At 57.7% G+C, this 23,507-nt stretch carries 20 protein-coding genes; 7 read left to right on the top strand and 13 right to left on the bottom strand.

All coding sequences use genetic code 11. The features are described from left to right. Positions 1-19: 19 nt before the first annotated feature. Positions 20-958 carry a nucleoside recognition domain-containing protein gene (locus tag DARO_RS15885; protein WP_011288832.1) on the bottom strand — a complete coding sequence of 313 codons (939 nt, stop codon included), beginning with the start codon at positions 956-958 and terminating at the stop codon, positions 20-22. 106 nt (positions 959-1,064) lie between these two features. On the opposite strand from DARO_RS15885, the gene DARO_RS15880 reads away from it, so the two are divergent. Further along, on the top strand, positions 1,065-1,298 hold the full coding sequence (locus tag DARO_RS15880) for a DUF2789 domain-containing protein (protein ID WP_011288831.1): 234 nt from the start codon (positions 1,065-1,067) through the stop codon (positions 1,296-1,298). 69 nt (positions 1,299-1,367) lie between these two features. On the opposite strand, the gene DARO_RS15875 is transcribed toward DARO_RS15880, so the two are convergent. Beyond that, positions 1,368-2,051: a DUF3334 family protein gene (locus DARO_RS15875; RefSeq protein ID WP_041224454.1), complete on the bottom strand. Its 684-nt coding sequence runs from the start codon at positions 2,049-2,051 to the stop codon at positions 1,368-1,370. A 163-nt stretch (positions 2,052-2,214) separates the two neighbouring features. Then, a complete protein-coding gene (aceB, locus tag DARO_RS15870) occupies positions 2,215-3,813 on the bottom strand; it encodes a malate synthase A (protein WP_011288829.1) in 1,599 nt (532 codons plus the stop codon). A gap of 113 nt (positions 3,814-3,926) precedes the next feature. Here aceB and DARO_RS15865 point away from each other — a divergent pair, with 113 nt between their 5' ends. Then, positions 3,927-4,829 (top strand): LysR family transcriptional regulator, encoded by a 903-nt coding sequence (locus DARO_RS15865; protein ID WP_011288828.1) that lies wholly within the window; start codon positions 3,927-3,929, stop codon positions 4,827-4,829. Here the strand turns inward: DARO_RS15865 and DARO_RS15860 are convergent. Both DARO_RS15860 and aceA read right to left on the bottom strand, forming a co-directional pair. Continuing rightward, positions 4,811-7,927 (bottom strand): EAL domain-containing protein, encoded by a 3,117-nt coding sequence (locus DARO_RS15860; RefSeq protein ID WP_011288827.1) that lies wholly within the window; start codon positions 7,925-7,927, stop codon positions 4,811-4,813. The two genes, DARO_RS15865 and DARO_RS15860, sit on opposite strands and share 19 nt — an antisense overlap. Positions 7,928-8,147: 220 nt before the next feature. Continuing rightward, the gene (gene aceA / locus DARO_RS15855) at positions 8,148-9,446 is read right to left on the bottom strand and encodes an isocitrate lyase (protein ID WP_011288826.1); all 1,299 of its coding nucleotides are present in this window, start codon (positions 9,444-9,446) and stop codon (positions 8,148-8,150) included. Positions 9,447-9,773: 327 nt separating this feature from the next. Between aceA and DARO_RS15850 the strand changes: the two genes are divergently transcribed. Further along, the gene (locus DARO_RS15850) at positions 9,774-11,570 is read left to right on the top strand and encodes a methyl-accepting chemotaxis protein (protein ID WP_041224453.1); all 1,797 of its coding nucleotides are present in this window, start codon (positions 9,774-9,776) and stop codon (positions 11,568-11,570) included. Between the two features lie 42 nt (positions 11,571-11,612). Here the strand turns inward: DARO_RS15850 and rraA are convergent, their stop codons facing one another. The 3 genes from rraA to clpS all read right to left on the bottom strand — a co-directional run bounded on the left by rraA (position 11,613) and on the right by clpS (position 14,739). After that, a complete protein-coding gene (gene rraA / locus DARO_RS15845; RefSeq protein WP_011288824.1) occupies positions 11,613-12,104 on the bottom strand; it encodes a ribonuclease E activity regulator RraA in 492 nt (163 codons plus the stop codon). A 65-nt stretch (positions 12,105-12,169) separates the two neighbouring features. After that, a complete protein-coding gene (clpA, locus tag DARO_RS15840; protein WP_011288823.1) occupies positions 12,170-14,431 on the bottom strand; it encodes an ATP-dependent Clp protease ATP-binding subunit ClpA in 2,262 nt (753 codons plus the stop codon). After that, on the bottom strand, positions 14,431-14,739 hold the full coding sequence (gene clpS, locus DARO_RS15835) for an ATP-dependent Clp protease adapter ClpS (protein WP_011288822.1): 309 nt from the start codon (positions 14,737-14,739) through the stop codon (positions 14,431-14,433). The genes clpA and clpS overlap by 1 nt, the downstream gene beginning before the upstream one ends. Positions 14,740-15,013: 274 nt before the next feature. Between clpS and DARO_RS15830 the strand changes: the two genes are divergently transcribed. Then, entirely contained in the window at positions 15,014-15,217 is a 204-nt protein-coding gene (locus DARO_RS15830; RefSeq protein WP_041225119.1) for a cold-shock protein, read from the top strand. A 70-nt stretch (positions 15,218-15,287) separates the two neighbouring features. Here the strand turns inward: DARO_RS15830 and soxZ are convergent, their stop codons facing one another. Genes soxZ through moaC form a run of 3 tightly spaced genes read right to left on the bottom strand, consistent with a single transcriptional unit; the run spans position 15,288 to position 16,573 of the window. Beyond that, positions 15,288-15,599, bottom strand: a complete 312-nt coding sequence (gene soxZ / locus DARO_RS15825) for a thiosulfate oxidation carrier complex protein SoxZ (RefSeq protein WP_011288820.1) — start codon at positions 15,597-15,599, stop codon at positions 15,288-15,290. 2 nt (positions 15,600-15,601) lie between these two features. Next, the gene (gene soxY, locus DARO_RS15820) at positions 15,602-16,075 is read right to left on the bottom strand and encodes a thiosulfate oxidation carrier protein SoxY (RefSeq protein ID WP_011288819.1); all 474 of its coding nucleotides are present in this window, start codon (positions 16,073-16,075) and stop codon (positions 15,602-15,604) included. Positions 16,076-16,090: 15 nt separating this feature from the next. Continuing rightward, on the bottom strand, positions 16,091-16,573 hold the full coding sequence (gene moaC / locus DARO_RS15815) for a cyclic pyranopterin monophosphate synthase MoaC (protein ID WP_011288818.1): 483 nt from the start codon (positions 16,571-16,573) through the stop codon (positions 16,091-16,093). Between the two features lie 63 nt (positions 16,574-16,636). Here moaC and DARO_RS15810 point away from each other — a divergent pair, with 63 nt between their 5' ends. The 3 genes from DARO_RS15810 (at position 16,637) to pabB (ending at position 20,096) form a co-directional block, all read left to right on the top strand. Beyond that, positions 16,637-18,088: a M48 family metalloprotease gene (locus tag DARO_RS15810; protein ID WP_011288817.1), complete on the top strand. Its 1,452-nt coding sequence runs from the start codon at positions 16,637-16,639 to the stop codon at positions 18,086-18,088. A gap of 38 nt (positions 18,089-18,126) precedes the next feature. After that, entirely contained in the window at positions 18,127-18,354 is a 228-nt protein-coding gene (locus DARO_RS15805) for a sulfurtransferase TusA family protein (RefSeq protein WP_011288816.1), read from the top strand. A 74-nt stretch (positions 18,355-18,428) separates the two neighbouring features. Continuing rightward, positions 18,429-20,096, top strand: coding sequence for an aminodeoxychorismate synthase component I (gene pabB, locus DARO_RS23365; RefSeq protein ID WP_011288815.1), 1,668 nt, complete (start codon positions 18,429-18,431; stop codon positions 20,094-20,096). Positions 20,097-20,187: 91 nt separating this feature from the next. On the opposite strand, the gene DARO_RS15795 is transcribed toward pabB, so the two are convergent. After that, positions 20,188-20,667 carry a hypothetical protein gene (locus DARO_RS15795; RefSeq protein ID WP_011288814.1) on the bottom strand — a complete coding sequence of 160 codons (480 nt, stop codon included), beginning with the start codon at positions 20,665-20,667 and terminating at the stop codon, positions 20,188-20,190. A gap of 8 nt (positions 20,668-20,675) precedes the next feature. Next, positions 20,676-23,507: a valine--tRNA ligase gene (locus DARO_RS15790; protein WP_011288813.1), complete on the bottom strand. Its 2,832-nt coding sequence runs from the start codon at positions 23,505-23,507 to the stop codon at positions 20,676-20,678.

Here is a 23,507-nt window from a genome sequence, read left to right as displayed (position 1 = left end):
AAAGTATCGACTTGGCGTTTCAGGCGAGCAGCGCGTGCCCGAGCGTGCGCAGGGCAATGCCGACACAGGCACCAATGGCGGCTGGTTTCCAGACGGCAGCGACCCGCCGGCCGGCGGAGATCAGCACGGCAACACCGGGCAGGTCGAAGGGCGAAATCAGGAAGCCGGCGCTGGCGTTGAGCAATTCGACACTGACCTGGCCGGCCCGGCGCATGTCATCCATCACCCCCATCATCGCCGTGCCGCCGGCCAGATATTTGGTCAGGGCGGGCAGGATCAGGATCGGGTCGATGCCGGCCAGCGCCAGTAAAGGCGTCAGCCATTGGGTGATCAGGTCAATGGCGCCGAAGCGCTTGAGGGCGGTGACGGCGACCAGTGACAGCACCAGCATCGGGATGGCGCCGACGGCGATCTTGAAGGCCTCGGCACCCGCTCGGTTGATCACGTCGAGTACGCCCTTGGCACTCTCGGCGACCGGGTGGTGCAGGGTTTCGTCGAGTTGAGCTTCGTCGGCCGACAGATGGCGGCCGAACAGGTAGTAGGTGGCCGCGGCTGCCGCCAGGCCGCCGAGTAGCGAAAAGATTAGTAGCGGGCCGAACTGCAGGCCCATGGTCAGCATCGGAAAAGCGGCATTGGCCTGAGCCATGGCAAAGACCATGGCCAGCGTGGCGGCGAGGTGGCGATCTGAGGTGCCACGCTGGTCCATCATGGTCAGCGTAGCCATCGGCGCGGCGAAGCTGACGAAATTGATCTGCAGGGCCGCGAACACGCCGAGGCCGGTCAGTCCGAACGGGCGCAGCAGGGGGGCGAGCAGCGCAACGAGCCGATCCAGCGCCCCGCGCGCTTCGAGCAGCCGCATCAATGACAGCATGACGACCATCACCGGCAGCAGCACAAACAGTGAAAGCTCGACCGCCGAGCGGCCGGCCTTGAGGATGATGTCGATCAGTATTTCCATGATTCTTTTGACTCTGAGGCGCTTTGGGGGGGAACTGTCCGGTCTGTCGGGACTCTATCTTTTCAGGCAGGCCCTAGCTTGTCGGCATTCTGAACGGAGAGCAATCATGGATTTCCATTACCACAGCCTTCCTGACCTGTTCGAGCAACTTGGCTTGCCCGCCGAGATGCCGGCGGTGGAGCATTTCATCGAACGCCACCATCCTCTGCCTGCAGCGATGCTGTTGGCTGATGCCTCGTTCTGGTCACCGAGCCAGGCCAGTTTCCTGCGCGAGGAAGTGCTGGGAGATGCCGATTGGGCTGAGGTGGTCGATGACCTGAATTCCCGTTTACACCACTGAAGCGGCTGCCCCGAGGCAGCCACCATGCACTTTCAGCGGGGAGCCGGATGAATTCCGGCGGTTGCCGTGTTACATGCCCAGCGACTTGAGCAGATCGTCGTGTTCGTCAGAGGTCGTTGGCTGCGAAACCGGGGCGGCCGCCGCATTGACTTGGGCAATCAGTTCATCCGGATCCGGTGCCTCGCGAGCCTCGAAATCATTCAGCTTGATGAATTCGGTCCGGTCGATGGCCAGTTCGAGATAGAAAATGTTGTTGCGGCCGGTGAAGAAGGTGACGCGGCGGGCTTCGGGCTGGTCGAGATTGGTATCGACACTGAGCATCACCTGCTTGTTGATGACCAGCATCTTCGGCTGGTTCTGCGTGATATGGGTCTGTAATTCACGTGCCACCGTGCCGGTGAAGTCGCCGACGATCTGGTTCATCAGTTCGCCCATCACATTGCTGACTTCATCTGCCGTGTGGGAACTGGCCAGTTCATTCTTGGCCATGCCCATGTGCAGCATGTAGCTCTCGTAGAGTTCCATCGCAGCCTGGGCCGAAAAGTTGATCACGACAAGTCCTGAGAATCCGCCGTCGAACAGCACGAAACAGCCGATGTCCGGCTTCAGGCAGGTTTTGGTAATGCGCTGGACCATGCCGGAATAGTGAATGTTGCTCTGGGTGGCGATGGTCAGGACCTTGGTCACTGAATTACACAGGCTGCGCAGGATATCTTCGGTGCCGAAGACGGCGGGGGTTTCATGTTTACTCATGGTTTCGCGATGGTAATGACGTATACGATTGCCGATATGTATCACAAAGTCTTCGATTGGCGCTGGAATTTGGTACCAATCGGGGTGTGGACGCTTTCTCGATGCCAATAAAAAACGCCGGGATGTCCCGGCGCTTTCGTGTTGCCTTTACTTCCAGTGCTGCTTAGGCCATTGCTTCGTACAGCGGCAGGGTCAGGAACTCCGGATATTCCGGGGTCAGCGACATTTCGTCGAAAATCACGGCAGCCTTGTCGTAGCTGGCGGTGTCTTCGCCCTGGGCGGTGACAGCGGCCTTCACCTTGGCCAGTTCCTCGGCGATCATCGGGCGGACCATTTCAACGGTGACCTTACGGCCGTCGTCGAGGATGCCCTTCGGCGAAACTACCCACTGCCAGACCTGCGAGCGGGAGATTTCGGCGGTGGCGGCATCTTCCATCAGGTTGTGGATGGGCACGCAGCCGTTGCCGGCCAGCCAGGAGCCGAGGTAATGGATACCGACGTTGATGTTGTTACGCAGACCGGCTTCGGTGATCGGAGTGGTCGGGCGGAAGTCCAGCCACTGTTCCGGGCCAAACTTGCCTTCGACCTGCTTCTCGAACTGGTTCGGCTTGTCGCCCAGTACCTTGACGAACTCTTCCATGGCGATCGGTACCAGGCCCGGGTGGGCTACCCAGCCGCCGTCAAAGCCGTCGTTGGCGTCGCGGGTCTTATCGTGACGGATGCCGGCCAGCGCCTTTTCGTTGGCAACCGGATCGTTCTTGATCGGGATCAGGGCCGACATGCCGCCCATGGCCGGGGCGCCGCGCTTGTGGCAAGCCTGCACCAGTGCCAGGGCGTAGCCGCGCATGAACGGTACTTCCATCGTGATGGCGCTGCGCTGGGCCAGGCAGAAATCCTTGTTCTTCTTGAACTTCTTGATGCAGGAGAAGATGTAGTCCCAGCGACCGGCGTTCAAGCCAGCGGAGTGATCGCGCAGTTCGTAGAGGATTTCTTCCATCTCGAAGGTGGCGAGGATGGTTTCAATCAGTACCGTGGCTTTGATGGTGCCCTGCGGAATGCCGCAGTGGTCCTGGGCCATCACGAAGGCGTCGTTCCACAGGCGGGCTTCGAGGTGGCTTTCCATCTTCGGCAGGTAGAAGAAGGGGCCGGCGCCACGAGCAATCTGTTCCTTGGCGTTGTGGAAGAAGACCAGACCGAAGTCGAACAGGCCACCGGAAACGCGCTGACCGTCGACCAGCATGTGTTTTTCGTCAAGGTGCCAACCGCGCGGACGAATCTGCAGGGTGGCGATCTTGTCGTTCAGCTTGTATTCCTTGCCGGCTTCGTTCTTGAACGACAGTTCGCGGCGGATGGCCTTGTACAGGTTCATTTGGCCAACGATCTGGTTTTCCCAGTTCGGGGAATTCGAATCCTCGAAGTCGGTCATGTAGGAGTCAGCGCCCGAGTTGAAGGCGTTGATGATCATCTTGGCTTCGACCGGGCCGGTGATTTCCACGCGGCGGCATTGCAGGGCGGCCGGGATCGGGGCGACCTTCCAGTCGCCGCTGCGGATGTGGGCGGTTTCCGGCAGGAAATCCGGCATTTCGCCGGCATCGATGCGGGCCTGGCGGGCAACGCGGGCCTTCAGCAGTTCCTGGCGACGACCTTCGAAAGCGCGGTGCAGCTTGGCGACCAGCGCCAGCGCATCATGGGTGAGGATGGTTTCGTAACCCGGCTTGATATCGCCGGTGATTTGCACGCCTTGCGGAAGGTTGAGGGCCATGAGGAACTCCTGAGTGAAGGATGAATGGATGTTGCGCTGTAGCGAATTCTATGACTCTTCTATAAGACTTGAAAGCCGGATAGAATCAATTCATCTTTTACTTAAAGTATGAAATGGACCGCCTAAAACAGATCGAAGCCTTCGTTTCGGCCGCTACTCGGGGCAGTCTCTCTGCCGCGGCGCGAGTCGAGGGCGTGACGCCAGCGATTATCGGCCGGCGGCTCGACGCGCTGGAAACGCGCTTGGGCGTCAAATTATTGCTGCGTACCACGCGCAAGCTGACCATTACTTTTGAAGGGCAGGCCTTTCTTGAGGATTGCCAGAAGACACTGAACGATCTGGCCAATGCCGAGGCGGCGGTGTCGCTGGGCAGTGTTCGGGCGAGTGGTCAGTTGCGCGTCTCGGCACCGTCGGGCTTCGGGCGGCAGCATGTCGCGCCGCTGGTGGGTGATTTCATGCTGGCCAACCCGGAGGTTCGGGTCAATCTGAACCTGAGCGATCGTCTGGTCGATCTGGTTAACGAGAACATCGACTGTGCCGTCCGGATCGGGGAACTGACCGATTCCAGTCTGGTCAGCGTCCGTCTCGGTGAAATGCGCCGCATGGTCGTGGCCAGCCCGGCGTATCTGGTTACTCACGGCGTGCCGCGCGAACCGGCCGATTTGTCCGGGCACAATTGTCTGTCGTTGGGCCAGCAGCGCGGCTGGCTGTTTCGCGATCCGGCCAGCGGCGAAGTCGATGCCTTGAAAGTCAATGGCAGCTTCGAGTGCAATGATGGCGCGGTCCTGCATGAATGGGCGTTGGCCGGGCGCGGCCTGGCCTGGCGTTCATTGTGGGAGGTCGGGCAGGATCTGAAGGAGGGGCGGCTGACCTCCGTGCTCGATGCCTGGCAGGCCCCGCCGATGGGCATCTACGCCGTATTTCCGCAGCGTCGGCATTTGCCGCTGCGCGTGCGGCTGTTCATCGATCTGCTCAAAGAAACCTATAGCCGGCCCAGTTACTGGGAATTGCGCTGAGGCGGCCGGCAGGCGGGGAAAGCGTCAATCGGGCCGGGGCGTCCGAACAGATAGCCCTGGAAAGTCAGGCAGCCCCGTGCGATCAACGCATCCCGCTGCTCAATGGTTTCCACTCCCTCGGCGATGACGTTCAGCGAGAAGGAGCGGCCAAGTGCAATGACGGCCTCGGCAATCGCGGCATCGTTCGGGTTGCAATGAATATCCTTGACGAAACTGCGATCAATCTTGATTTGATCAAGCGGCAGCTGTTTCAGGTAGCTCAGCGAGGAATAGCCTGTTCCGAAATCGTCAAGTGACAGGCCGACGCCCAGCTGATTCTTCAGCACCTGCATGCGTTCGATGGTGCCGTCAATATCTTCGAGCAATAGTGATTCAGTGATTTCAAGTTTCAAGCGGCTGGCCAGGGCGCCTGATTCATGGATGGCTCGCGCCACATCATCGACAAAATCCGGGTTACGGAACTGCAAGGCGCTGACGTTGATGGCCAGTGTCAGATGCGCCGTATCAGGATTTTTCTGCCAGATAACCAGCTGTTTGCAAGCTTCCTCCAGAACCCATTGGCCGATGGGCAGGATGAGTCGTGTTTCTTCGGCGACATGGGTAAATTCGCCCGGCAAGATCAGTCCGTGGGTCGGGTGCTGCCAGCGAATCAATGCCTCCGCGCCAGAAACATGGCCGGATTGGTCAACCTGGGGTTGCAGATAGAGAACAAACTGCTTTTCACGCTGTGCTTGCCGCAAGTCACGCTCAAGTGCAGCGCGGGCTTCGACCTCCGTCTGCATCGCCGGATCGAAGAAGAAGAGTCTGTTCTTGCCCGCCGCCTTGGCTTTGTACATGGCCATATCCGCAGATTTCAACAGGCTCTCGATGGTTTCCGTGGCATCCATGAACGGAATTGCCCCGATGCTGGCGGTGCAATGGTGGGAAAACTCGCCAAATTTGTAAGGCTGCACCAGCGAGTCAAGCATCTTCTGCGCGATGTGCTCGATCTGGGTGGTGGCATCGTGAATGTTCGGGCTTAGTTCTTCGAGAAGGATCACGAACTCGTCACCACCCAGACGGGAAACCGTATCGTTGCTGCGCACCGATTCCCGCAGCCGCAGGGCAACCTGACGAAGGAGCAGGTCACCGATGTCGTGGCCCATTGAATCGTTGATCATCTTGAAATTATCGAGGTCGATGAAAAGCAGGGCCGCATGGCGCCGTTGCCGACCGCTTGAGGTCAGTGCCTTGCTCAGGCGCTCATTGAGCAGGCGGCGATTGGGAAGATGGGTGAGTGGGTCGTACAGTGCCAGGAACTGAATCTGCTCCTCGGCTTCCTTCCGCTTGGTGATGTCAAGAAAAGAGGAAACGAAGTGGGTGATTTCGCCGTGCTGTCCACGTACGGCTGAAATGGTCAGCCATTCGGGATAGATTTCGCCATTTTTCCGGCGATTCCATATCTCGCCACGCCAGAGGCCGTTTTCCTTCAGCGATGTCCAAAGATCCTTATAGAAACTGTCCTCGTGATAACCGGATTTCAGTAGCGCAGGCGTCTGGCCAATGGCCTCGGCAGCGCTGTAGCCGGTGACCTCGGTAAAGGCCCGGTTGACCCTGAGAATCTGGCTCTTGGCATCGGTGACCAACATTGCTTCCTGGGTTTCGAAAGCAATGGCCGCGATGCGCATCAACTCGTCGGCCTTGCGGGCTTCCGAGATGTCACGGAAAGTGACAACGGCACCTTCCTTGTCTTCTTGTCTTGAGATTGGCGTGACTGAATATTGAACCGGGAAGCCTCGGCCATCTTTATTGAAAAACCATTCCTCGCCCTGGCGCCGCTGGCCATCGCGCAGGGTTTGATAGACTGGGCAGTCGGCACTTGGATAGATCGATCCATCTGGCCGGTGATGGTGGAAGCGGGCGTGCTGATCGGAGCCGATGACTTCATCCGCTGTCCAGCCAAGCATTTCCAGTGCTTTCGGATTAATGAAGGTGCACTGACCATTCTGATCAATGCCGTACACGCCTTCACCCAAACTATCGAGCAGGCTGGCTCGTTCGCGCAGAGCCGCGCCGACCAGGCGCTTTGAGCGGATCAGGTAGGCCACGGCGAGCATGCTCAGGATCAGTAGCGTACTCAGCCCGCCAACGACCTGAGTCGAGTATTTATCGACGATGTCCTGTGCATCGAAATGCTCAAGTCGGTCCGGGTGAGCTCTTAGCTCAAGCATCACCGACTCCAGGCCACTGTAATCGGCTGGGGGCGAAAAACCATGAAACTTGCCTTTGGTCGCTACCGGATGGTCCGGGGGAATTTTCAGCAAGGCCAGCGTAACCGCCTTGATCAGCGGCTCCGGGACGTCACGAACCGCCGAGAATGGCCATTCCGGGAACAGTTCTGTGGAGAGCAACAGGGGGAAGCCTTTCACCTGCTGTGGGTTGATCAGCTTCAAGCGGCTCGGATCCAGGTGCCCTTCACTTGCCAGTGCTTCGATCAGGCCTGTACGGATGAACCCGGCATCGGCCTTGCCATCCAGCACCATTTCAATCACGTTGTCTTGAGGTGGGCCGGTGAAAATCGGCTGTTTCAGGTCGCCCGGGAGCCTCAGTCCGGCCTGCAACAGGGTCCATTGCTGGATTCGGTAGCTGCCGAAGGAATTCGGGTGTGTGGCCACCACCACCTTGCCGCGCAGGTTGGCCAGGCTATTGATGTCGCTTCTGTCTGCCCGAGTAAAAATGACGCCACCAAATTTTGAAACCGGCTGCCCTCCGGCGAGGGTCGTCAGCGTTGTGACAGCCGCCAAGCCATGGCGCGCCCGGAGCAGCACATAATGTTCGGGCTGGGTCAGAACGAAATCGACTTCTCCGCTCGCTGCCGCCGCACTGAGATCATCTAGGTACATCGGTACGACGATGAAGCGATGGTCACCGATTGCTTCAGTGAGATAAGCGCCCAGCGCAGACCATTGTTGTTCCGTGGCCTGAACGTCGCGGAACGCCAGTACGCCGATACGTACGGTATTGCTGTCGCTGGCGTAGGCAGGCTGAAACAGCCAAAGGCCAAACGCGATACAAAGTCGAATTAATGTAACAAGGGTGACCTGTTTTGCCGAACGCATTGACAAGAATCTGTTCTCTTTTCATCTGTCATGGCTTGTGACGCGTTGGGGTGCGAAGCGATGACCTTATTAGTGTGTCAACATTTTAAACGATGTGTCGGGCCGGAAATTCACCGATTGAATCGATTCTGACACCGGTGGCAAATAAAAAGGCCGGCACCTTGTGAGTGCCGGCCTTCGCTGCTGCCGGGTGGGGCAGCAATCTAAAGCGATAAGCTTCTTAGTGGAACTGTTCTTCTTCGGTCGAGCCGGTCAGCGCGGTGACGCTGGACTTGCCACCCTGGATCACGGTGGTGACGTCGTCGAAGTAACCGGTACCGACTTCCTGCTGGTGCGACACGAAGGTGTAGCCACGGTCGCGGGCAGCGAATTCCGGCTCCTGAACCTTCTCGACGTAGGCCGACATACCGCGGGCGGCGTAGTCCTGGGCCAGATCGAACATGTTGTACCACATGGAGTGGATGCCAGCCAGGGTGATGAACTGGTACTTGTAGCCCATGGCGCCCAGTTCCTTCTGGAACTTGGCAATGGTGGCGTCGTCCAGGTTCTTCTTCCAGTTGAAGGAAGGCGAGCAGTTGTAGGCCAGCATCTTGCCCGGATGAACCTTATGCACGGCTTCGGCGAACTTGCGGGCGTATTCCAGATCCGGCGTGCCGGTTTCGCACCACACCAGATCGGCGTAGTCAGCGTAGGCGATGGCGCGGGAGATGGCTTGATCCAGGCCCTTGCGGGTCTTGTAGAAGCCTTCGGCGGTGCGCTCGCCGGTCAAGAACGGCTTGTCGTTCTCGTCGTAGTCGGAGGTCAGCAGGTCAGCAGCTTCGGCATCGGTACGGGCGATGACCAGGGTCGGCACGCCGTAGACGTCGGCAGCCATACGGGCAGCGATCAGCTTCTGAACAGCTTCGGTGGTCGGAACCAGAACCTTGCCGCCCATGTGGCCGCACTTCTTGACGGAAGCCAGCTGGTCTTCCCAATGCACGCCAGCAGCGCCAGCGCGGATCATGGCCTTCATCAGTTCGTAGGCGTTCAGCACGCCGCCGAAACCGGCTTCAGCGTCAGCAACGATCGGCAGGTGGTATTCGACGTGACCGGCATCGCCAGCGTTGATGTTCTTGGACCACTGGATTTCGTCGGCGCGGTTGAAGGAGTTGTTGATGCGTTCGACAACCTTCGGCACGGAGTCAACCGGGTACAGGGACTGATCCGGGTACATGGCAGCGTATTCGTTGTTGTCAGCAGCAACTTGCCAGCCGGACAGGTAGATGGCCTTGATGCCAGCCTTGGCTTGCTGAACGGCTTGACCGCCGGTCAGGGCGCCCAGGCAGTTGACGTAGGGGGTGTTGTTGACCAGATCCCACAGCTTTTCGGCGCCACGGCGGGCCAAGGTGTGCTCGACCTGGAAAGAACCACGCAGACGGACGACGTCAGCAGCGGAATAACCGCGCTTGATGCCTTTCCAGCGGGGGTTTTCAGCCCAGTCTTTTTCGAGGGCGGCGATTTGCTGTTCGCGAGTGCTCATTGTGAATTCCTCAGAGATTTGGTTTGGGGGGGACGGCGTTGGGCCGGGTGCTTATGCTGCAACGTCGATGGGTGAAAGTATAGTTATTTTTTTGCAGGGCAGCAATAGTCTTATATAAGACATAAGACAATATTTTTCATCGCAAAAACAATGTATTGTGTTTAATTTTTCACGATGTAAAACGCCGTGCGTGGTTGTGAAATGCGATGCACCATTTTTCCTGGCTTCAATTTACGGATCGCGTAATGAACTACGTATTCAGTCATATTGACGGCTCTCAAGAAGAGGTGTTGAATTCGTCAAATTTTGTAATTTATGGCGAAAAAAATGGAAATTATTCGAAAGCTTTACGACTGGAACGAGCGGACCTTCTGGAATTCTCTGACCAAGAAGCTAATGAGCTTTCTGCTGCTCTTCTTCATCGATGTCGGGTACCTTGGAATATATATCCACCAGAAAGGCGTGATCGCCGCCGAAGTCAGTAAGGCTGGCGTGGCAAGCGAGGTGTTGCAACGGATTTCGGATAGTCTGGATCAGGGCTTGCTGCTGATGATCGCCTTGACGGCCGTTGCCCTGTGTTGGAATGTGCTACAGATTGTCTATATCCGCCACCTGATTCTGCGGCCGGTTCGCATCATTTCGACGATCTTCGACGAAATTGCCCGGGGTGAGGGTGATTTTTCCCGGAATCTACCGACCATTACCCATGATGAGTTGCGCACGCTGGCTGAGGCCTATAACCGCTTCGCCGACAAAATGCGGGAAATCATCAGCGAAGTGCGCAAGATGAGCGTCAACATCGCCCGCGAGGCAGTCGTGGTGAAAAGAACCGTCTCGTCGACGGCGGAGCGTGCAGGTCGGCAGGGTGAAATTGCCAGCGCAGTTTTTGGTGCAAGCACCGAAGCCATGCAGGCCATCCAGGAAGTATCGAGCTCAACCGAGCTGATTTCCCATTCGACCGATGCCAATCTGGCGACCGCGCGTTTGTCCCTGAATGAAATGCATGAAATCGTCAGCAAGGTTCATCTGGTCAGCGACAAGCTGTCGACTTTCAACGCTACGGTCGATCATCTGGCGCAGCGCTCCGACAGCATCCGGCAGATTGCCGGGCTGATCAAGGATATTGCTGACCAGACCAACCTGCTGGCCTTGAATGCAGCGATCGAGGCAGCGCGGGCTGGTGAGATGGGGCGTGGCTTTGCTGTGGTAGCCGATGAGGTGCGCAAACTGGCCGAACGAGTGAACGTAGCGACGCAAGAGATCGGTGAGAACATCGGCAGCATGATCTCGTTGGTTCGTGAAACACAGAGTGAAAACGAGAGCATCAATCACGACATCAAGCAGACGCGTGTGGTGGTCGAGCGCTCTTCGACCGAATTCCAGCGTATGGTCGGCGATTTTGAGCGGACAGGCGACCAGCTGAATCAGATTGCGGCAGCAATGGAGCAACTCACCGCAACCAATGGCCAGGTCCATGAGGCAGTAACTCAGGTCCATGACTTGTCGCTTGAGGTTTCGGGGAGCATGCAGGCTTCCGAGCAATCAGCGCAGACCCTTAGTCGGGCGACGGAAAGCGTTCAGGAACTGGTTTCTCGGTTCAAGATCGGCCGTGGCGCCTTTGATTTCAATGTCGATCAGGCGCGCAATTTCCGCGATGCGATCCAGCAACGCCTTGAGCAAATGGCCAATGAAGGCGTCAATATCTGGGATCAGAATTATCAGCCGCAGCCAAGAACCAATCCACAGAAGTACGAAGTCAGTTATTGCCGTGCCTTCGAGCAGCAGATCCAGCCGATGCTGGAGAATACGCTGACAGGGCTGCAGGGAGGTGTGTACGCGCTGATTATCGATACACGCGGCTATGGCGCCATCCACAACCAGAAGTATTCACGCCCGCTGACTGGCAATTACGACTCAGACCTGGTGGGTAACCGGACTCGCCGGATTTGGGATGATGTAACCGGGCAGCGTGGGGCAAAAAATACCTTGCCGCTGCTGGTTCAGACCTACGCCCGTGATACGGGAGAAATCCTCTCCGAGATCAACATGCCGATCATGGTGGCAGGCCGGCACTGGGGAGCGGTCAGAGTCGGCTGCGAAAGCTCGGTATTGCTGCAGGGCTAATCGCTACAACGAAAAAACCGGGGAATTCCCCGGTTTTGTTTTTTAGGTCAGCGCTTTGCCTGAAACGAGGACGCCATCTTCGTCGGCGTAGAGATATTCACCCGGGTTGAAAGTGACCCCGCCGAAGGTGACGGCCACGTTCTTGTCGCCAACGCCCTTCTTCAGCGTTTTCTGCGGATGGGTATTCAGGGCGCGGACGCCGATGTCGATGCCATTGATATCGCCCGAGTCGCGGATGCAGCCATAGACGACGACGCCTTCCCAGCCGTTCTTGTTGGCCAGAATGGCCAGCTGGTCACCGACCAGCGCGCAGCGCAGCGAGCCGCCACCATCAATGACCAGGACCTTGCCTTTGCCGTCTTCGCCGAAAACTTCGCGGACCAGCGAGTTGTCCTCAAAAATCTTCAGCGTCACGATCTGGCCTGAAAAGCTGGTGCGGCCGCCGTAGCGCTGGAACATCGGGGTGACGACACGAACGGTTTTGCCAAGTTCGGATTCGAATTCATCGCACAGGTCAGGGGTCTTGAAGGTCATGCTGGAGTCCTCGAAATAAAAAAGCCGTGCAATGTTGCACGGCTTTTAGGGGGAATGGCAATCATTCAGACGACGGCTTCTGTTTTTTCTTCCTCGAAATCGAGTCTGATCTTGCCTTCCTTATCGAGATCGACGGTGACGCGTCCGCCGCTGGCCAGTTTGCCGAACAGTAGTTCGTCGGCCAGTGCCGAGCGGATGGTGTCCTGAATCAGGCGTGCCATCGGACGGGCGCCCATCAGGGGGTCGAAACCCTTTTCGGCCAGCATTTTCTTCACTGCCTCGCTGAAATGTGCCTCAACCTTCTTCTCGTGCAACTGCTCCTCAAGCTGCATCAGGAACTTGTCGACGACGCGCAGGATGACCTCGTGATCGAGGGGGGCAAATGAGATCGTTGCGTCTAGCCGGTTGCGGAACTCCGGCGTGAACAGGCGCTTGATCTCGGCCATTTCGTCACCGGTCTGCTTGTTTACGGTGAAACCCATACTCGATTTCTGCAAGTCGGCAGCGCCGGCGTTGGTGGTCATGATGATCACCACGTTACGGAAATCTGCTTTGCGCCCGTTATTGTCGGTCAGTGTCCCGTGGTCCATGACCTGCAGCAGAATGTTGAAGATGTCAGGGTGAGCTTTCTCGATCTCGTCGAGTAGCAGCACGCAATATGGCTTCTTGGTGATCGCTTCAGTCAGCAGCCCGCCCTGGTCAAAACCGACGTAGCCAGGAGGTGCCCCAATCAGGCGCGAAACCGCATGCCGTTCCATGTATTCAGACATGTCGAAGCGCTGCAGTTCAACACCAAGGCAATAGGCCAGTTGCTTGGCAACCTCGGTCTTGCCAACGCCAGTTGGGCCACTGAACAGGAAGGAGCCGATTGGCTTGCCTGGATTGCCAAGGCCGGAACGCGCCATCTTGATCGCTTTGGCCAGCGCGTCGATCGCCTTTTCCTGGCCGAAGACGGTTGCCTTCAGGTCGCGGTCGAGGTTCTTCAGGGCGCCACGGTCGTCCAGCGAAACGTGCTGTGACGGGATGCGGGCGATCTTGGCGACGATCTCCTCGATATCCGTCTTGTTGATCACCTTCTTTTGCTTCGACTTGGGCAGGATGCGCTGGGCTGCGCCGGCCTCATCGATCACGTCGATGGCTTTGTCCGGCAGGTGGCGGTCAGTGATATAGCGGGCCGACAGCTCGGCGGCAGAAGAAATGGCTGTCGCCGAGTACTTGATACCGTGGTGGGCCTCGAAGCGCGCTTTCAGGCCCTTGAGGATTTCCACGGTTTCGGCAACCGACGGCTCATTGACATCAATCTTCTGAAAACGACGGGACAGGGCGCTGTCCTTCTCGAAAATGCCACGGAATTCAGTGTAAGTGGTCGCACCGATGCATTTCAGCTGCCCTGATGAGAGGGCCGGTTTGAGCAGGTTGGAGGCATCCAGCGTGCCGCCGGATGCCGAGCCGGCACCGATCAGAGTGTGAATTTCATCGATGAACAGGATCGCGTTCGGATTGTCCTGCAAGGCCTTCAGAACGCCCTTCAGGCGCTGCTCGAAGTCGCCACGATATTTGGTGCCAGCCAGCAGTGAGCCCATGTCCAGCGCGTAAACATTGGCCTTGGCCAAAATCTCCGGCACTTCGCCTTCGACGACCTTGCGGGCAAGGCCTTCGGCGATGGCAGTTTTGCCAACACCGGCCTCGCCAACCAGCAGCGGGTTGTTCTTGCGGCGGCGGCACAAGGTCTGGATGACGCGCTCCAGTTCCTTGTCGCGGCCAATCAGCGGATCGATCTTGCCCTGCAGGGCCAAGGCATTGAGGTTGATCGTGTATTGGTCGAGCGGGCCGGCTTCGGCTTTTTCACCTTCAGTCTCGACTTCGCCTTCCTGTGTGGCCTTTGCTTGTTGCGGGACCTTGCTGATGCCATGCGAAATGAAGTTCACGACATCCAGCCGGGTGACCCCCTGTTTTTGCAGAAAATAGACGGCGTGCGAATCCTTTTCGCCATAAATTGCGACCAGGACGTTGGCACCGTTGACTTCTTTCTTGCCCGAGGACTGCACGTGCAGGATGGCACGTTGGATGACGCGCTGGAAGCCAAGTGTCGGCTGCGTATCGATATCGTCCTCGCCGGAAACGGTCGGCGTGTGCTCGTCGATAAAATTGGTCAGGTCTTTCCGCAGCGTGTCCGGTTTTGCGCCACAGGCGCGCAGGGCATCTGCGGCAGAGGGGTTGTCGATCAGTGCCAGCAGGAGATGTTCGACGGTGATGAATTCGTGGCGCTTCTGGCGCGCCTCTACGAAGGCCATGTGCAGGCTGACTTCGAGTTCCTGGGCAATCATCAATTTTCCTCCATGATGCAGGCAAGTGGGTGTTGGTGCTGGCGAGCGAATGCAGAGACTTGTTCAACCTTGGTCGCAGCAATGTCGCGCGGGAAAACTCCGCACACGCCACGGCCTTCGTTGTGAACTTTGAGCATGATTCGCGTCGCTTGTTCAGTGTCCAGAGAAAAAAAACGCTGCAGAACGGTAATGACGAAATCCATCGGCGTGTAATCGTCGTTCAGCAACACCACCTTGTACATCTTTGGCGGCCCCAGCCTGCTGCGCTGTGCCTCAAGCTGCCCGCCTTCCTGAAACTTCGTAGCCATGCGTTCGATTCTATACAGTCCTTCTCATTCTGCAATACCAAATATGGGGGGGAATTGCCGGATATCCAGATCACCACAGGCTATTTTGTTGTCGGAATATTGCTGCGCTGCGACATCGAAATTTGTTGACGACATAATTCAACGGGCGTAGAAAGCCATTGTGTTTGAATTCAAGCTGCATTAAAGGTTGCCCTGCGCGACGTGGCGTTGAGATTCAGACAGGGCGTCGGGGAGACCCGTAAATTTGTTAGTTTTTTGTATGAAAGTTGCAAACATGGCAATCGGTACTGTCAAGTGGTTCAATGATTCCAAGGGTTTCGGTTTTATCACTCCTGATGATGGCAGCGAAGATCTCTTCGCGCATTTCTCCGCCATCAACATGAATGGTTTCAAGACCTTGAAGGAAGGCCAGAAGGTCTCCTTCGACGTCGTGCAAGGCCCTAAGGGCAAGCAGGCTTCCAACATCCAGAGTGCCTAAGCACCGGATAAAAATATCAAAGCCCGCCTGGGTTCAGGCGGGCTTTTTTTATTTGGAGTGCCAGAGATGATCAGGCGACGATAATTTCGTCCTGGCGCCGGTCACCCGTGTTGTCGATCCAGGAGACAGAGAGTTTGTCACCGGTTTTGATACCGCGCGCCTTGAAGGTGAACAGCGGATTCTTGGAGATCGACGTATTCAACTGGCCGTCGATGATTGGCTTGCCGTTCAGGTGAACCGTAAACGTCTGGATGAAGTTCATTGCAAAGGTTTGCCCCTTGTCATCCTTGCGTTGTCCGGTTTCCATCGGATGCTGCATCAGGATGCGGATGTCGGTAACTTCGCCCTGACTCTGTGCGCGAATCTTGATTTGCTCAGCCATCGTTAGCCTCCACACCCGCCAAGCGTGACCTTGATCTCGCGAAAGGCCACGTAGGATTTTCCGTCACTGGTCTTTGCCACGGCACGGATGCGCGTGGTTTCGGAGAGTTTGAGTTGTGCCCGGACATACGGCTGCACCGGGCCGAAAAAATCAATAGTCGAACACATCGGCATCGGGTTTTTATCCGCAAATATCGCCAGGCTGCGGGTGTTGGCGATATTGCTGGTGATTTCCACTTCGACCTTGGCGCCGTTTTCCGCAATTTCGGGTGCATTGATCGTGATGTCACGTGATTCGGCTGCATTGGTGCTGCCATAGGCTTTCAGTGCATCATTGACGTTGCGGGCAGTAAAGGCGTTCTTGTTCCAGTCGGCAGCGAGCACACTGGTCGGGATCAGTAGTCCCGTGCCCAGCAGCGGCGAAAGCAGGGCAGCGGAGACGCCGCCTTTGAGAAATTTTCTGCGCAGTTCGATCATGTCGTTTAGAGGGCGTTATTCGGCGATCCAGTGCCCGGATTTTCCACCGGTCTTTTCCAACAGGCGGATGTTTTCGATACGCATGCCGCGATCCACGGCTTTTGCCATATCGTAAATGGTCAGCAGTCCAACCGAGGTTGCGGTCAGTGCTTCCATTTCGACCCCGGTACGGCCGAAGCATTCGGCAGTCACTTCGCAATGGACGGCGCTGTTTTCCTCATCGATGGTGAATTCGGCAGCGACGCGGGTCAGGGCAATCGGGTGGCACAGCGGAATCAGGTCGCCGGTGCGCTTTGAGGCTTGGATGGCGGCTATCCGCGCGATGCCCAGCACGTCGCCCTTTTTGGCGGAGCCTGAGCGAATCAACGCCAGTGTTTCCGGCTTCATGAAAATGGTTCCGGCGGCACGGGCAACACGGGCGGTTTCCGCCTTGCTGCCGACGTCGACCATGTGCGCCTGGCCGGCGTTGTCGAAATGAGTCAGGGTCTGGTTATTCACTGGAGTTACGATTGGTTACGATCCGCCGGATGGCGTTTTTCGAGGCTGCGTTATCATAGCACCATGCTTATAAACCAACGATTCATCGCTGCCATCCTGGCCTGCGCGCTGGCCATTCAGCCATTGCGTGCCGACGAATTGCCGGAATTGGGCGACGTGGCGAGCAACGATTTTTCGATTGCTACTGAGAAGAAGATCGGCCAGCAGATCATGCATGAAATCCGCTGGCGCGAGCCTTCCTACCTGGATGATGCCGATATCGAGGCCTATCTGAACCAATTGGGCGGGCGACTGGCGGCGGTGAGCAATGACCCCGGGTTCGGTTTCTACTTCTTTCCGATTAACGATCCGAACATCAATGCCTTTGCAATGCCTGGGGGCTATATCGGCGTTCATACCGGCCTGATCGCCTCGGCGCAGACGGAATCCGAGTTGGCCGGCGTTCTTGGGCATGAGATTTCACATGTGACACAGCGGCATATCGCGCGCCAGGTTTTTCAGTCCAAGCAGGTTGGCATGGCCTCGATGGTCGCCATGGCGCTGGCGCTGTTGGCGGCGCGCTCCAGCGGTCAGGTCGCTGGTGCAGCGATTGCGACGACGCAGGCCGGGGCGATTTCTGCCCAGTTGGCGTTTTCCCGGGATTTCGAGCGCGAAGCGGACCGGCAGGGCTTCGATGTCCTGCGCAAGGCGGGCTTTGATGTACGCGGAATGGGCGTTTTCTTCGAACGCCTGCAAAAATCAGTACGTCTGTATGAGAACAATGCGACCGCCTATTTGCGCACCCATCCTCTGACCGGTGAGCGCCTGACCGACATGCAGAACCGCGAGCAGGCGGTGCCCTATCACCAAGTCGCAGATAGCGTCGATTTCCAGTTGGTTCGTGCCAAGGTACGAGCCCTGCAGGGAACGCCGGGTGACGCGATCAAGGATCTGGAAAACCTGCTGCGCGAAAAGAAATTTGCCTCCGAAGCGGCGGTTCGCTACGGCCTGGCATTTGCCCGTTATCGGTCGCGCGACTGGGCGGGAGCCGAGCGGGAAATCGAGGCTGTCCGTCGCTTGAAAGTTTCGGCGGCCATGCTGGAACACCTGCGGGCCGACGTGCGAATTGCCCAAGGGGACGTGACGTCCGGGCTGACAATCTATCGTGATGCAATGGTTCGTTTTCCGCTGAACCAGGGTTTGTCGTACGGTTACGGGTCGGCTTTGATCGGCGCCCGCCGTTTCGATGATTCGCTGCGTTATTCCGAAAACCAGTTGCGCAATTATCCGGACGATATTCGCTTTCACAAGATGCGGGCGGAGAGCTATGCCGGGCTGGGGCGCAGGGCTATGCAGCATCTGGCACTGTCGGAAGTGTTTGCCTTGCAGGGCCAGACTGCCGGTGCCGTTGAGCAGCTACAACTGGCCCAGAAGGCCGGGGATGCAAACTTCTACGAATTGTCCTCGATCGAAGCGCGTTTGCGCGAGATGAAGCAGAGACAGATCGAGGAGCTCAAGGAAAAACGCAATTTTTAAGGGTAAAATCGCTTTTCTGATCCATTAGCTGAATGACCATGGAATTTGATCGCGATCTCGATGTAAAAGGGCTGAACTGCCCATTGCCTATCCTGCGTACCAAGAAGGCGCTGGCCGAAATGGAATCAGGCCAGGTTTTGCGTGTGCAGGCGACCGATCCCGGCTCGCTGAAAGATTTTCCTGCCTTTGCCAAGCAGACCGGTAATGAACTGGTCGAGCAAAAGGAAGAAAATCGCGTCTTCGAGTATTACTTGAAGCGCAAATAAGCACCGAACTGATCGCATTTTTCGAGGATAGGCGGGCGCCGGCAGGCGAACCCGCCGCGTGGTATTTCGAAGAGTTGATTGAATGCCTCGAGGTCCGCGATAACGCCTCGCTTGCAGAGGCATTGCAACGTCTGGAAGATGAGCCAGCGTGGTCGGTCGCCGCTCTCGACTACGAATTGGGTTACCTGTTGGAGCCAAAGTCTGCGCCGCCAGACTGGGTGCCAGGCGAGAAGCCGCTGGCCCGTTTCTGGCGATTCGCCAGACGGCAGCCCCTGATGGCCGATGCCGTCGAGGCTTGGCTGAACAAACAGACGGGCAAGGCGATTGCAGGTGTGGGTGACCTGCATCCCATCATTAGCGAACAACATTATGTTGCTGCGGTGGAGCGGATCAAGCAGTTGATATTTGCTGGCGACTGCTACCAGGTAAATCTTACCTTCCCGCTCGAATTCGACTGGTTTGGTTCGCCGCTGGCGCTCTATGCCAGATTGCGCGAACGACAGCCGGTACGTTACGGTGGTTTTGTCGGGGATGCTTCACAGGGCCTGGTTTCCCTTTCCCCCGAGCTCTTTCTCGAGCGCCTGGGCGACAGGTTGCTGACCCGGCCGATGAAGGGGACGGCGCCACGTGGCGTGCCCGCCGAGCAACTGCGCAATTCCGCAAAGGATTGTGCCGAAAACCTGATGATCGTGGATTTGCTGCGTAACGATCTTGGCCGGGTGGCTGACAACGGTAGCGTGGTGGTAGATCGTCTATTCGAGATTGAGGATTACCCGACAGTCTGGCAGATGGTCTCCGAGGTCTCTGCACGCGCAGGTCGCAGTAGTTTTGGCGAAATACTGCGGGCGCTTTTCCCATGTGGATCAATAACGGGTGCGCCAAAGATTCGTGCCATGCAGATTGCCGCCGAACTTGAAGGCGCGCTGCGGGGCATCTATACCGGGGCTTTTGGCTGGATCGCGCCGGATGGCGACTTTCGATTGAACGTCGCGATTCGAACGCTGGCGTTGCAAGCGGGTGGTCGGGGCAAGCTGGGCATCGGCAGCGGTATCGTGGCCGATTCTCAGCCGCTGGCGGAGTGGCAGGAGTGTCAGCTCAAGGCCAGGTTCCTGCGTGAATGCGATCCGGGCGTGTTGCTGATCGAGACGCTGCGTCGCGAGGAAGGCAGTTATCCGCGTCTGGCTGGGCATCTGGCTCGCCTGCGCCAGTCGGCGGCTTGGCTGGGCTTTCCTTATGACGAACAGCGAGTCAAGGATCTACTGGCCGAACAGCCGGAGATCGGCTTCTGGCGGGTGCGTCTGACGCTGGCTAAAGATGGCCGGCTAGATGTGCAGTCGTTTCCTCTGGCGGGTGAGCCTGATGTTCTACGCCAAGCATTGTTGGCACCGGAGCCGATTTGTTCGACTTACCCCTTGCGCCGACACAAGACGACTGATCGTGCGGTATACGATGAAGCGATCCGTGCTCTGGCGGGCGATCAGCAATTGTTCGACGTGGTTTTTCTGAACGAGCGTGGTGAGGTCGCCGAAGGGGCGCGTAGCAACGTATTTGTCGAACGGGATGGCGTGTTCCTGACGCCACCTCTGGCGAGTGGCGCCTTGCCCGGTGTGTTGCGGGCTGAACTGCTGGCCGATGGGCGGGCACGTGAAGCCGTCTTGTGGCCGGAAGATCTCGACAGGGGATTCTACTTGGGCAATGCCTTGCGCGGCCTGATTTGGGTATCCCTACGGACCGACGCCTGAAAATCGGGGATTTTCAGGCGTCAGAATGTTGCATCCGCAATGTGTCTGGTTTCCGGAAAGCCTGAAACCAGAAGCGACTAGGGTTGGCTAATCAGCCCCGCAGCCTACGCAGATAAAGTCCGAGCAGTGAGAAGAGGCCTGCTGCGATGCCGTAGTAGAAAGCATTGGCGCCAACATCCTGATATTCAACCAGGACCGGCGTGTCGTTTTCCACCTTGTAGCGAATCGTGGTCTGGAAGTGCCAAGACGATGCCTTGACTTCATAAATGCCGTTTTCCTTCTTCCATCTCAGCCAGTTCTGCTTTTCCTCTACGTCACCAGCCGGCTCGGGCATCTCCAGCGAGGTATAGAGCCCCTTGGCCTTGGCATCGGCCAGTTCGCCATAGGCAAAACCACAGGGTTCCTTGTCGACGGCACAAACGGCGACGAGACGGAATTCGGGCTTCCAGACCGGATTTTTCTTTTCCCATGGCCAGGAAATGATGAAGGCGACTGTCCATACCCAGACCAGGCCAGTGAAGATCATCAGGGCGATGAATACCTTGGCAAAAAAACCGCGTTTGTCTTCCATATGTCTCTCTATGCCTGGCCGAGCTTGGCCAGTTGTGGTTTAAGTTGTTCCAGCGTTGCCGTGAAATCGGCGACGCGCTGCTTTTCCTGATCGATGACCGCTGCCGGGGCGCGGGCGACGAAACCTTCGTTGGCCAGCTTGCCTTGGGCAATCGAAATCTGCTTTTCCAGCTTTTCGATTTCCTTGGCCAGACGAATGCGTTCGGCGGCAACGTCGATCTCCACCTTCAGCATCAGTCGGGTTTCACCGACCACGGCTACCGGCGCCATCGCATCGGCCGGCATGTCGTCTACGATTTGTACCTCGGAGAGCTTACCCAGAGCTTGCAGGATGGCTGCGAACTCGGAAATTTCAGCGCCGCCACCAGCAACCAGCAGGGGCATGCGCAGGGCCGGGGAGACGTTCATCTCGCCGCGCAGGTTGCGGCAGGCATAGGCCAGGGCCTTCAGGCGCTCGACTTTTGCTTCCGAAGCGGCGTCGATCTTGTATTCCTCGGCACGCGGGTAGGCGGCCAGCATGATCGAGTCGTGCGTCTTGCGGCCGGCGATCGGGGCGACGGTTTGCCACAGTTCTTCGGTGATGAACGGAATCAGCGGGTGAGCCAGACGCAGCACAGCTTCCAGCGTACGCACCAGCGTCCGGCGGGCGCCGCGCTGCTGGGCGTCGTTGCCGGTCTGGATCTCGACCTTGGCGATTTCCAGATACCAGTCGCAGAACTCGTCCCAGATGAACTTGTAGATGGCCTGAGCGATCAGGTCGAAACGGTAGTCGGTGAAGTGCTGTTCGACTTCCTGCTCGACGCGTTGCAACTGGCTGACGATCCAGCGGTCGGCGAAGGAGAATTCGAGCGGAGCCGAACCGCCACAGGCTGGGCCGTTCTGTTGGTGTTCGAGGGCCAGATCGTGGCCTTCGACGTTCATCAGTACGAAGCGCGTGGCGTTCCACAGCTTGTTGCAGAAGTTGCGGTAGCCGTCGCAGCGGTTGAGGTCGAACTTGATGTCGCGGCCGGGCGAGGCGAGGCTGGCGAAGGTGAAGCGCAGCGCATCGGTACCGAACGAGGCGATGCCTTCCGGGAACTCCTTCTTCGTCTTCTTGGCGATGCTTTCCGCCTGCTTTGGGTTCATCAGGCCGGTTGTACGCTTCTCGATCAGCGCTTCGAGGCCGATGCCATCGATCAGGTCGATCGGATCGAGCACGTTGCCCTTGGACTTGGACATCTTCTGGCCTTCGCCATCACGGATCAGGCCGTGCACATAAACGTGCTTGAACGGAATCTGGCCAGTGATCTGCTTGGTCATCATGACCATGCGGGCGACCCAGAAAAAGATGATGTCGAAACCGGTGACCAGCACCGAGGAGGGCAGGTATTGCTTGAGCAGCGGGTTGGCGGCATCGATCGCCTCATCGCCCGTCCAGTCCAGTGTCGAGAACGGCCACAAGGCTGAAGAGAACCAGGTGTCGAGAACGTCTTCGTCACGCTTGAGAGTGCCGGTGTAACCCTGCTTGGCAGCTTCGGCCTTGGCTTCGGCTTCGCTGTGGGCAACGAAAATCTGGCCATTATCACCGTACCACGCCGGAATCTGGTGGCCCCACCACAGCTGGCGGGAGATGCACCAGTCCTGGATGTTGTTCAGCCACTGGTTGTAGGTATTGACCCAGTTTTCCGGATAGAACTTGATCTCGCCGGAATGGACGACGTCGAGTGCCTTCTCGGTGATCGACTTGCCGTCGTCGCCCGGCTTGCTCATCGCGACGAACCACTGGTCGGTCAGCATCGGCTCGATCACGACATTGGTCCGGTCACCGCGCGGCACCTTGAGCTTGTGCTTGTCGGTTTTTTCCAGGATGCCGAGTGCTTCGAGGTCGGCGACGACAGCCTTGCGGGCATCGAAACGATCCAGGCCGCGGTATTTCTCGGGGGCGTTCTCGTTGACCTTGGCATCCAGCGTCAGAATGGAAATCATCGGCAGGCCGTGGCGCTGGCCGACGGCGTAGTCGTTGAAGTCGTGCGCCGGCGTGACCTTGACGCAACCGGTGCCGAATTCGAGATCGACGTAGCTGTCAGCGATGATCGGTATTTCTCTATCGGTCAGCGGCAGCTTCACCATCTGGCCGATCATGTGCTTGTAACGCTCGTCTTCCGGATGCACCATCACGGCGGTGTCGCCGAGCATGGTTTCCGGCCGTGTCGTGGCGACCACCAGGCTATCACTGCCATCAGCCAGCGGATAGCGGATATGCCACATGAAGCCGTCTTCTTCCTCCTGCACCACTTCGAGGTCGGAAACGGCAGTATTCAGCTTCGGGTCCCAGTTCACCAGGCGCTTGCCACGGTAGATCAGGCCTTCATTAAACAGGCGGACGAAGGTTTCGGTGACAACCTTGTTGAGACCGGCATCCATCGTGAAGCGCTCGCGCTTCCAGTCCGGGCTGGTGCCCATGCGGCGCATCTGCTTGGTGATGGTGTTGCCGGAGTATTCTTTCCATTCCCAGACCTTTTCCAGGAACTTCTCGCGGCCGAGATCGTGGCGCGAAATGCCCTGGGCGTCCAGCTGGCGTTCGACGACGATCTGCGTCGCGATACCGGCGTGGTCGGTACCGGGTTGCCACAGCGTGTTGTGGCCGCGCATCCGGTAATAGCGGGTCAGCGCGTCCATGATCGTCTGGTTGAAGCCATGACCCATGTGCAGCGTGCCGGTAACATTCGGCGGTGGCAGCAGGATGCAGAAATTGTCGGCCTTGCTGGCGTCTACGCCGGCGGCGAAATAATTCTGGGTTTCCCACTCGGGATACCAGCGGCGTTCGATATCGGCTGGTTCAAAGGCTTTGGCGAGTTCCAT

The sequence above is a fragment of the Dechloromonas aromatica RCB genome, from assembly GCF_000012425.1.
The sequence above is the reverse complement of the archived record's forward strand: the minus strand, read 5'-3'. Positions and strand labels throughout refer to the sequence as shown.

Excerpts from the sequence above, each read along its gene's own strand:
- DARO_RS15790 (WP_011288813.1), bottom strand. The coding sequence starts at position 23,507 with ATGGAACTCGCCAAAGCCTTTGAACCAGCCGATATCGAACGCCGCTGG.
- DARO_RS15830 (WP_041225119.1), top strand. The coding sequence starts at position 15,014 with ATGGCAATCGGTACTGTCAAGTGGTTCAATGATTCCAAGGGTTTCGGT.
- DARO_RS15860 (WP_011288827.1), bottom strand. The coding sequence starts at position 7,927 with ATGCGTTCGGCAAAACAGGTCACCCTTGTTACATTAATTCGACTTTGT.
- DARO_RS15795 (WP_011288814.1), bottom strand. The coding sequence starts at position 20,667 with ATGGAAGACAAACGCGGTTTTTTTGCCAAGGTATTCATCGCCCTGATG.
- DARO_RS15805 (WP_011288816.1), top strand. The coding sequence starts at position 18,127 with ATGGAATTTGATCGCGATCTCGATGTAAAAGGGCTGAACTGCCCATTG.
- DARO_RS15850 (WP_041224453.1), top strand. The coding sequence starts at position 9,774 with ATGGAAATTATTCGAAAGCTTTACGACTGGAACGAGCGGACCTTCTGG.
- DARO_RS15865 (WP_011288828.1), top strand. The coding sequence starts at position 3,927 with ATGGACCGCCTAAAACAGATCGAAGCCTTCGTTTCGGCCGCTACTCGG.
- rraA (WP_011288824.1), bottom strand. The coding sequence starts at position 12,104 with ATGACCTTCAAGACCCCTGACCTGTGCGATGAATTCGAATCCGAACTT.
- aceA (WP_011288826.1), bottom strand. The coding sequence starts at position 9,446 with ATGAGCACTCGCGAACAGCAAATCGCCGCCCTCGAAAAAGACTGGGCT.
- DARO_RS15885 (WP_011288832.1), bottom strand. The coding sequence starts at position 958 with ATGGAAATACTGATCGACATCATCCTCAAGGCCGGCCGCTCGGCGGTC.
- clpA (WP_011288823.1), bottom strand. The coding sequence starts at position 14,431 with ATGATTGCCCAGGAACTCGAAGTCAGCCTGCACATGGCCTTCGTAGAG.
- DARO_RS15875 (WP_041224454.1), bottom strand. The coding sequence starts at position 2,051 with ATGAGTAAACATGAAACCCCCGCCGTCTTCGGCACCGAAGATATCCTG.
- aceB (WP_011288829.1), bottom strand. The coding sequence starts at position 3,813 with ATGGCCCTCAACCTTCCGCAAGGCGTGCAAATCACCGGCGATATCAAG.
- clpS (WP_011288822.1), bottom strand. The coding sequence starts at position 14,739 with ATGGCTACGAAGTTTCAGGAAGGCGGGCAGCTTGAGGCACAGCGCAGC.
- soxY (WP_011288819.1), bottom strand. The coding sequence starts at position 16,075 with ATGATCGAACTGCGCAGAAAATTTCTCAAAGGCGGCGTCTCCGCTGCC.
- DARO_RS15810 (WP_011288817.1), top strand. The coding sequence starts at position 16,637 with ATGCTTATAAACCAACGATTCATCGCTGCCATCCTGGCCTGCGCGCTG.
- DARO_RS15880 (WP_011288831.1), top strand. The coding sequence starts at position 1,065 with ATGGATTTCCATTACCACAGCCTTCCTGACCTGTTCGAGCAACTTGGC.
- soxZ (WP_011288820.1), bottom strand. The coding sequence starts at position 15,599 with ATGGCTGAGCAAATCAAGATTCGCGCACAGAGTCAGGGCGAAGTTACC.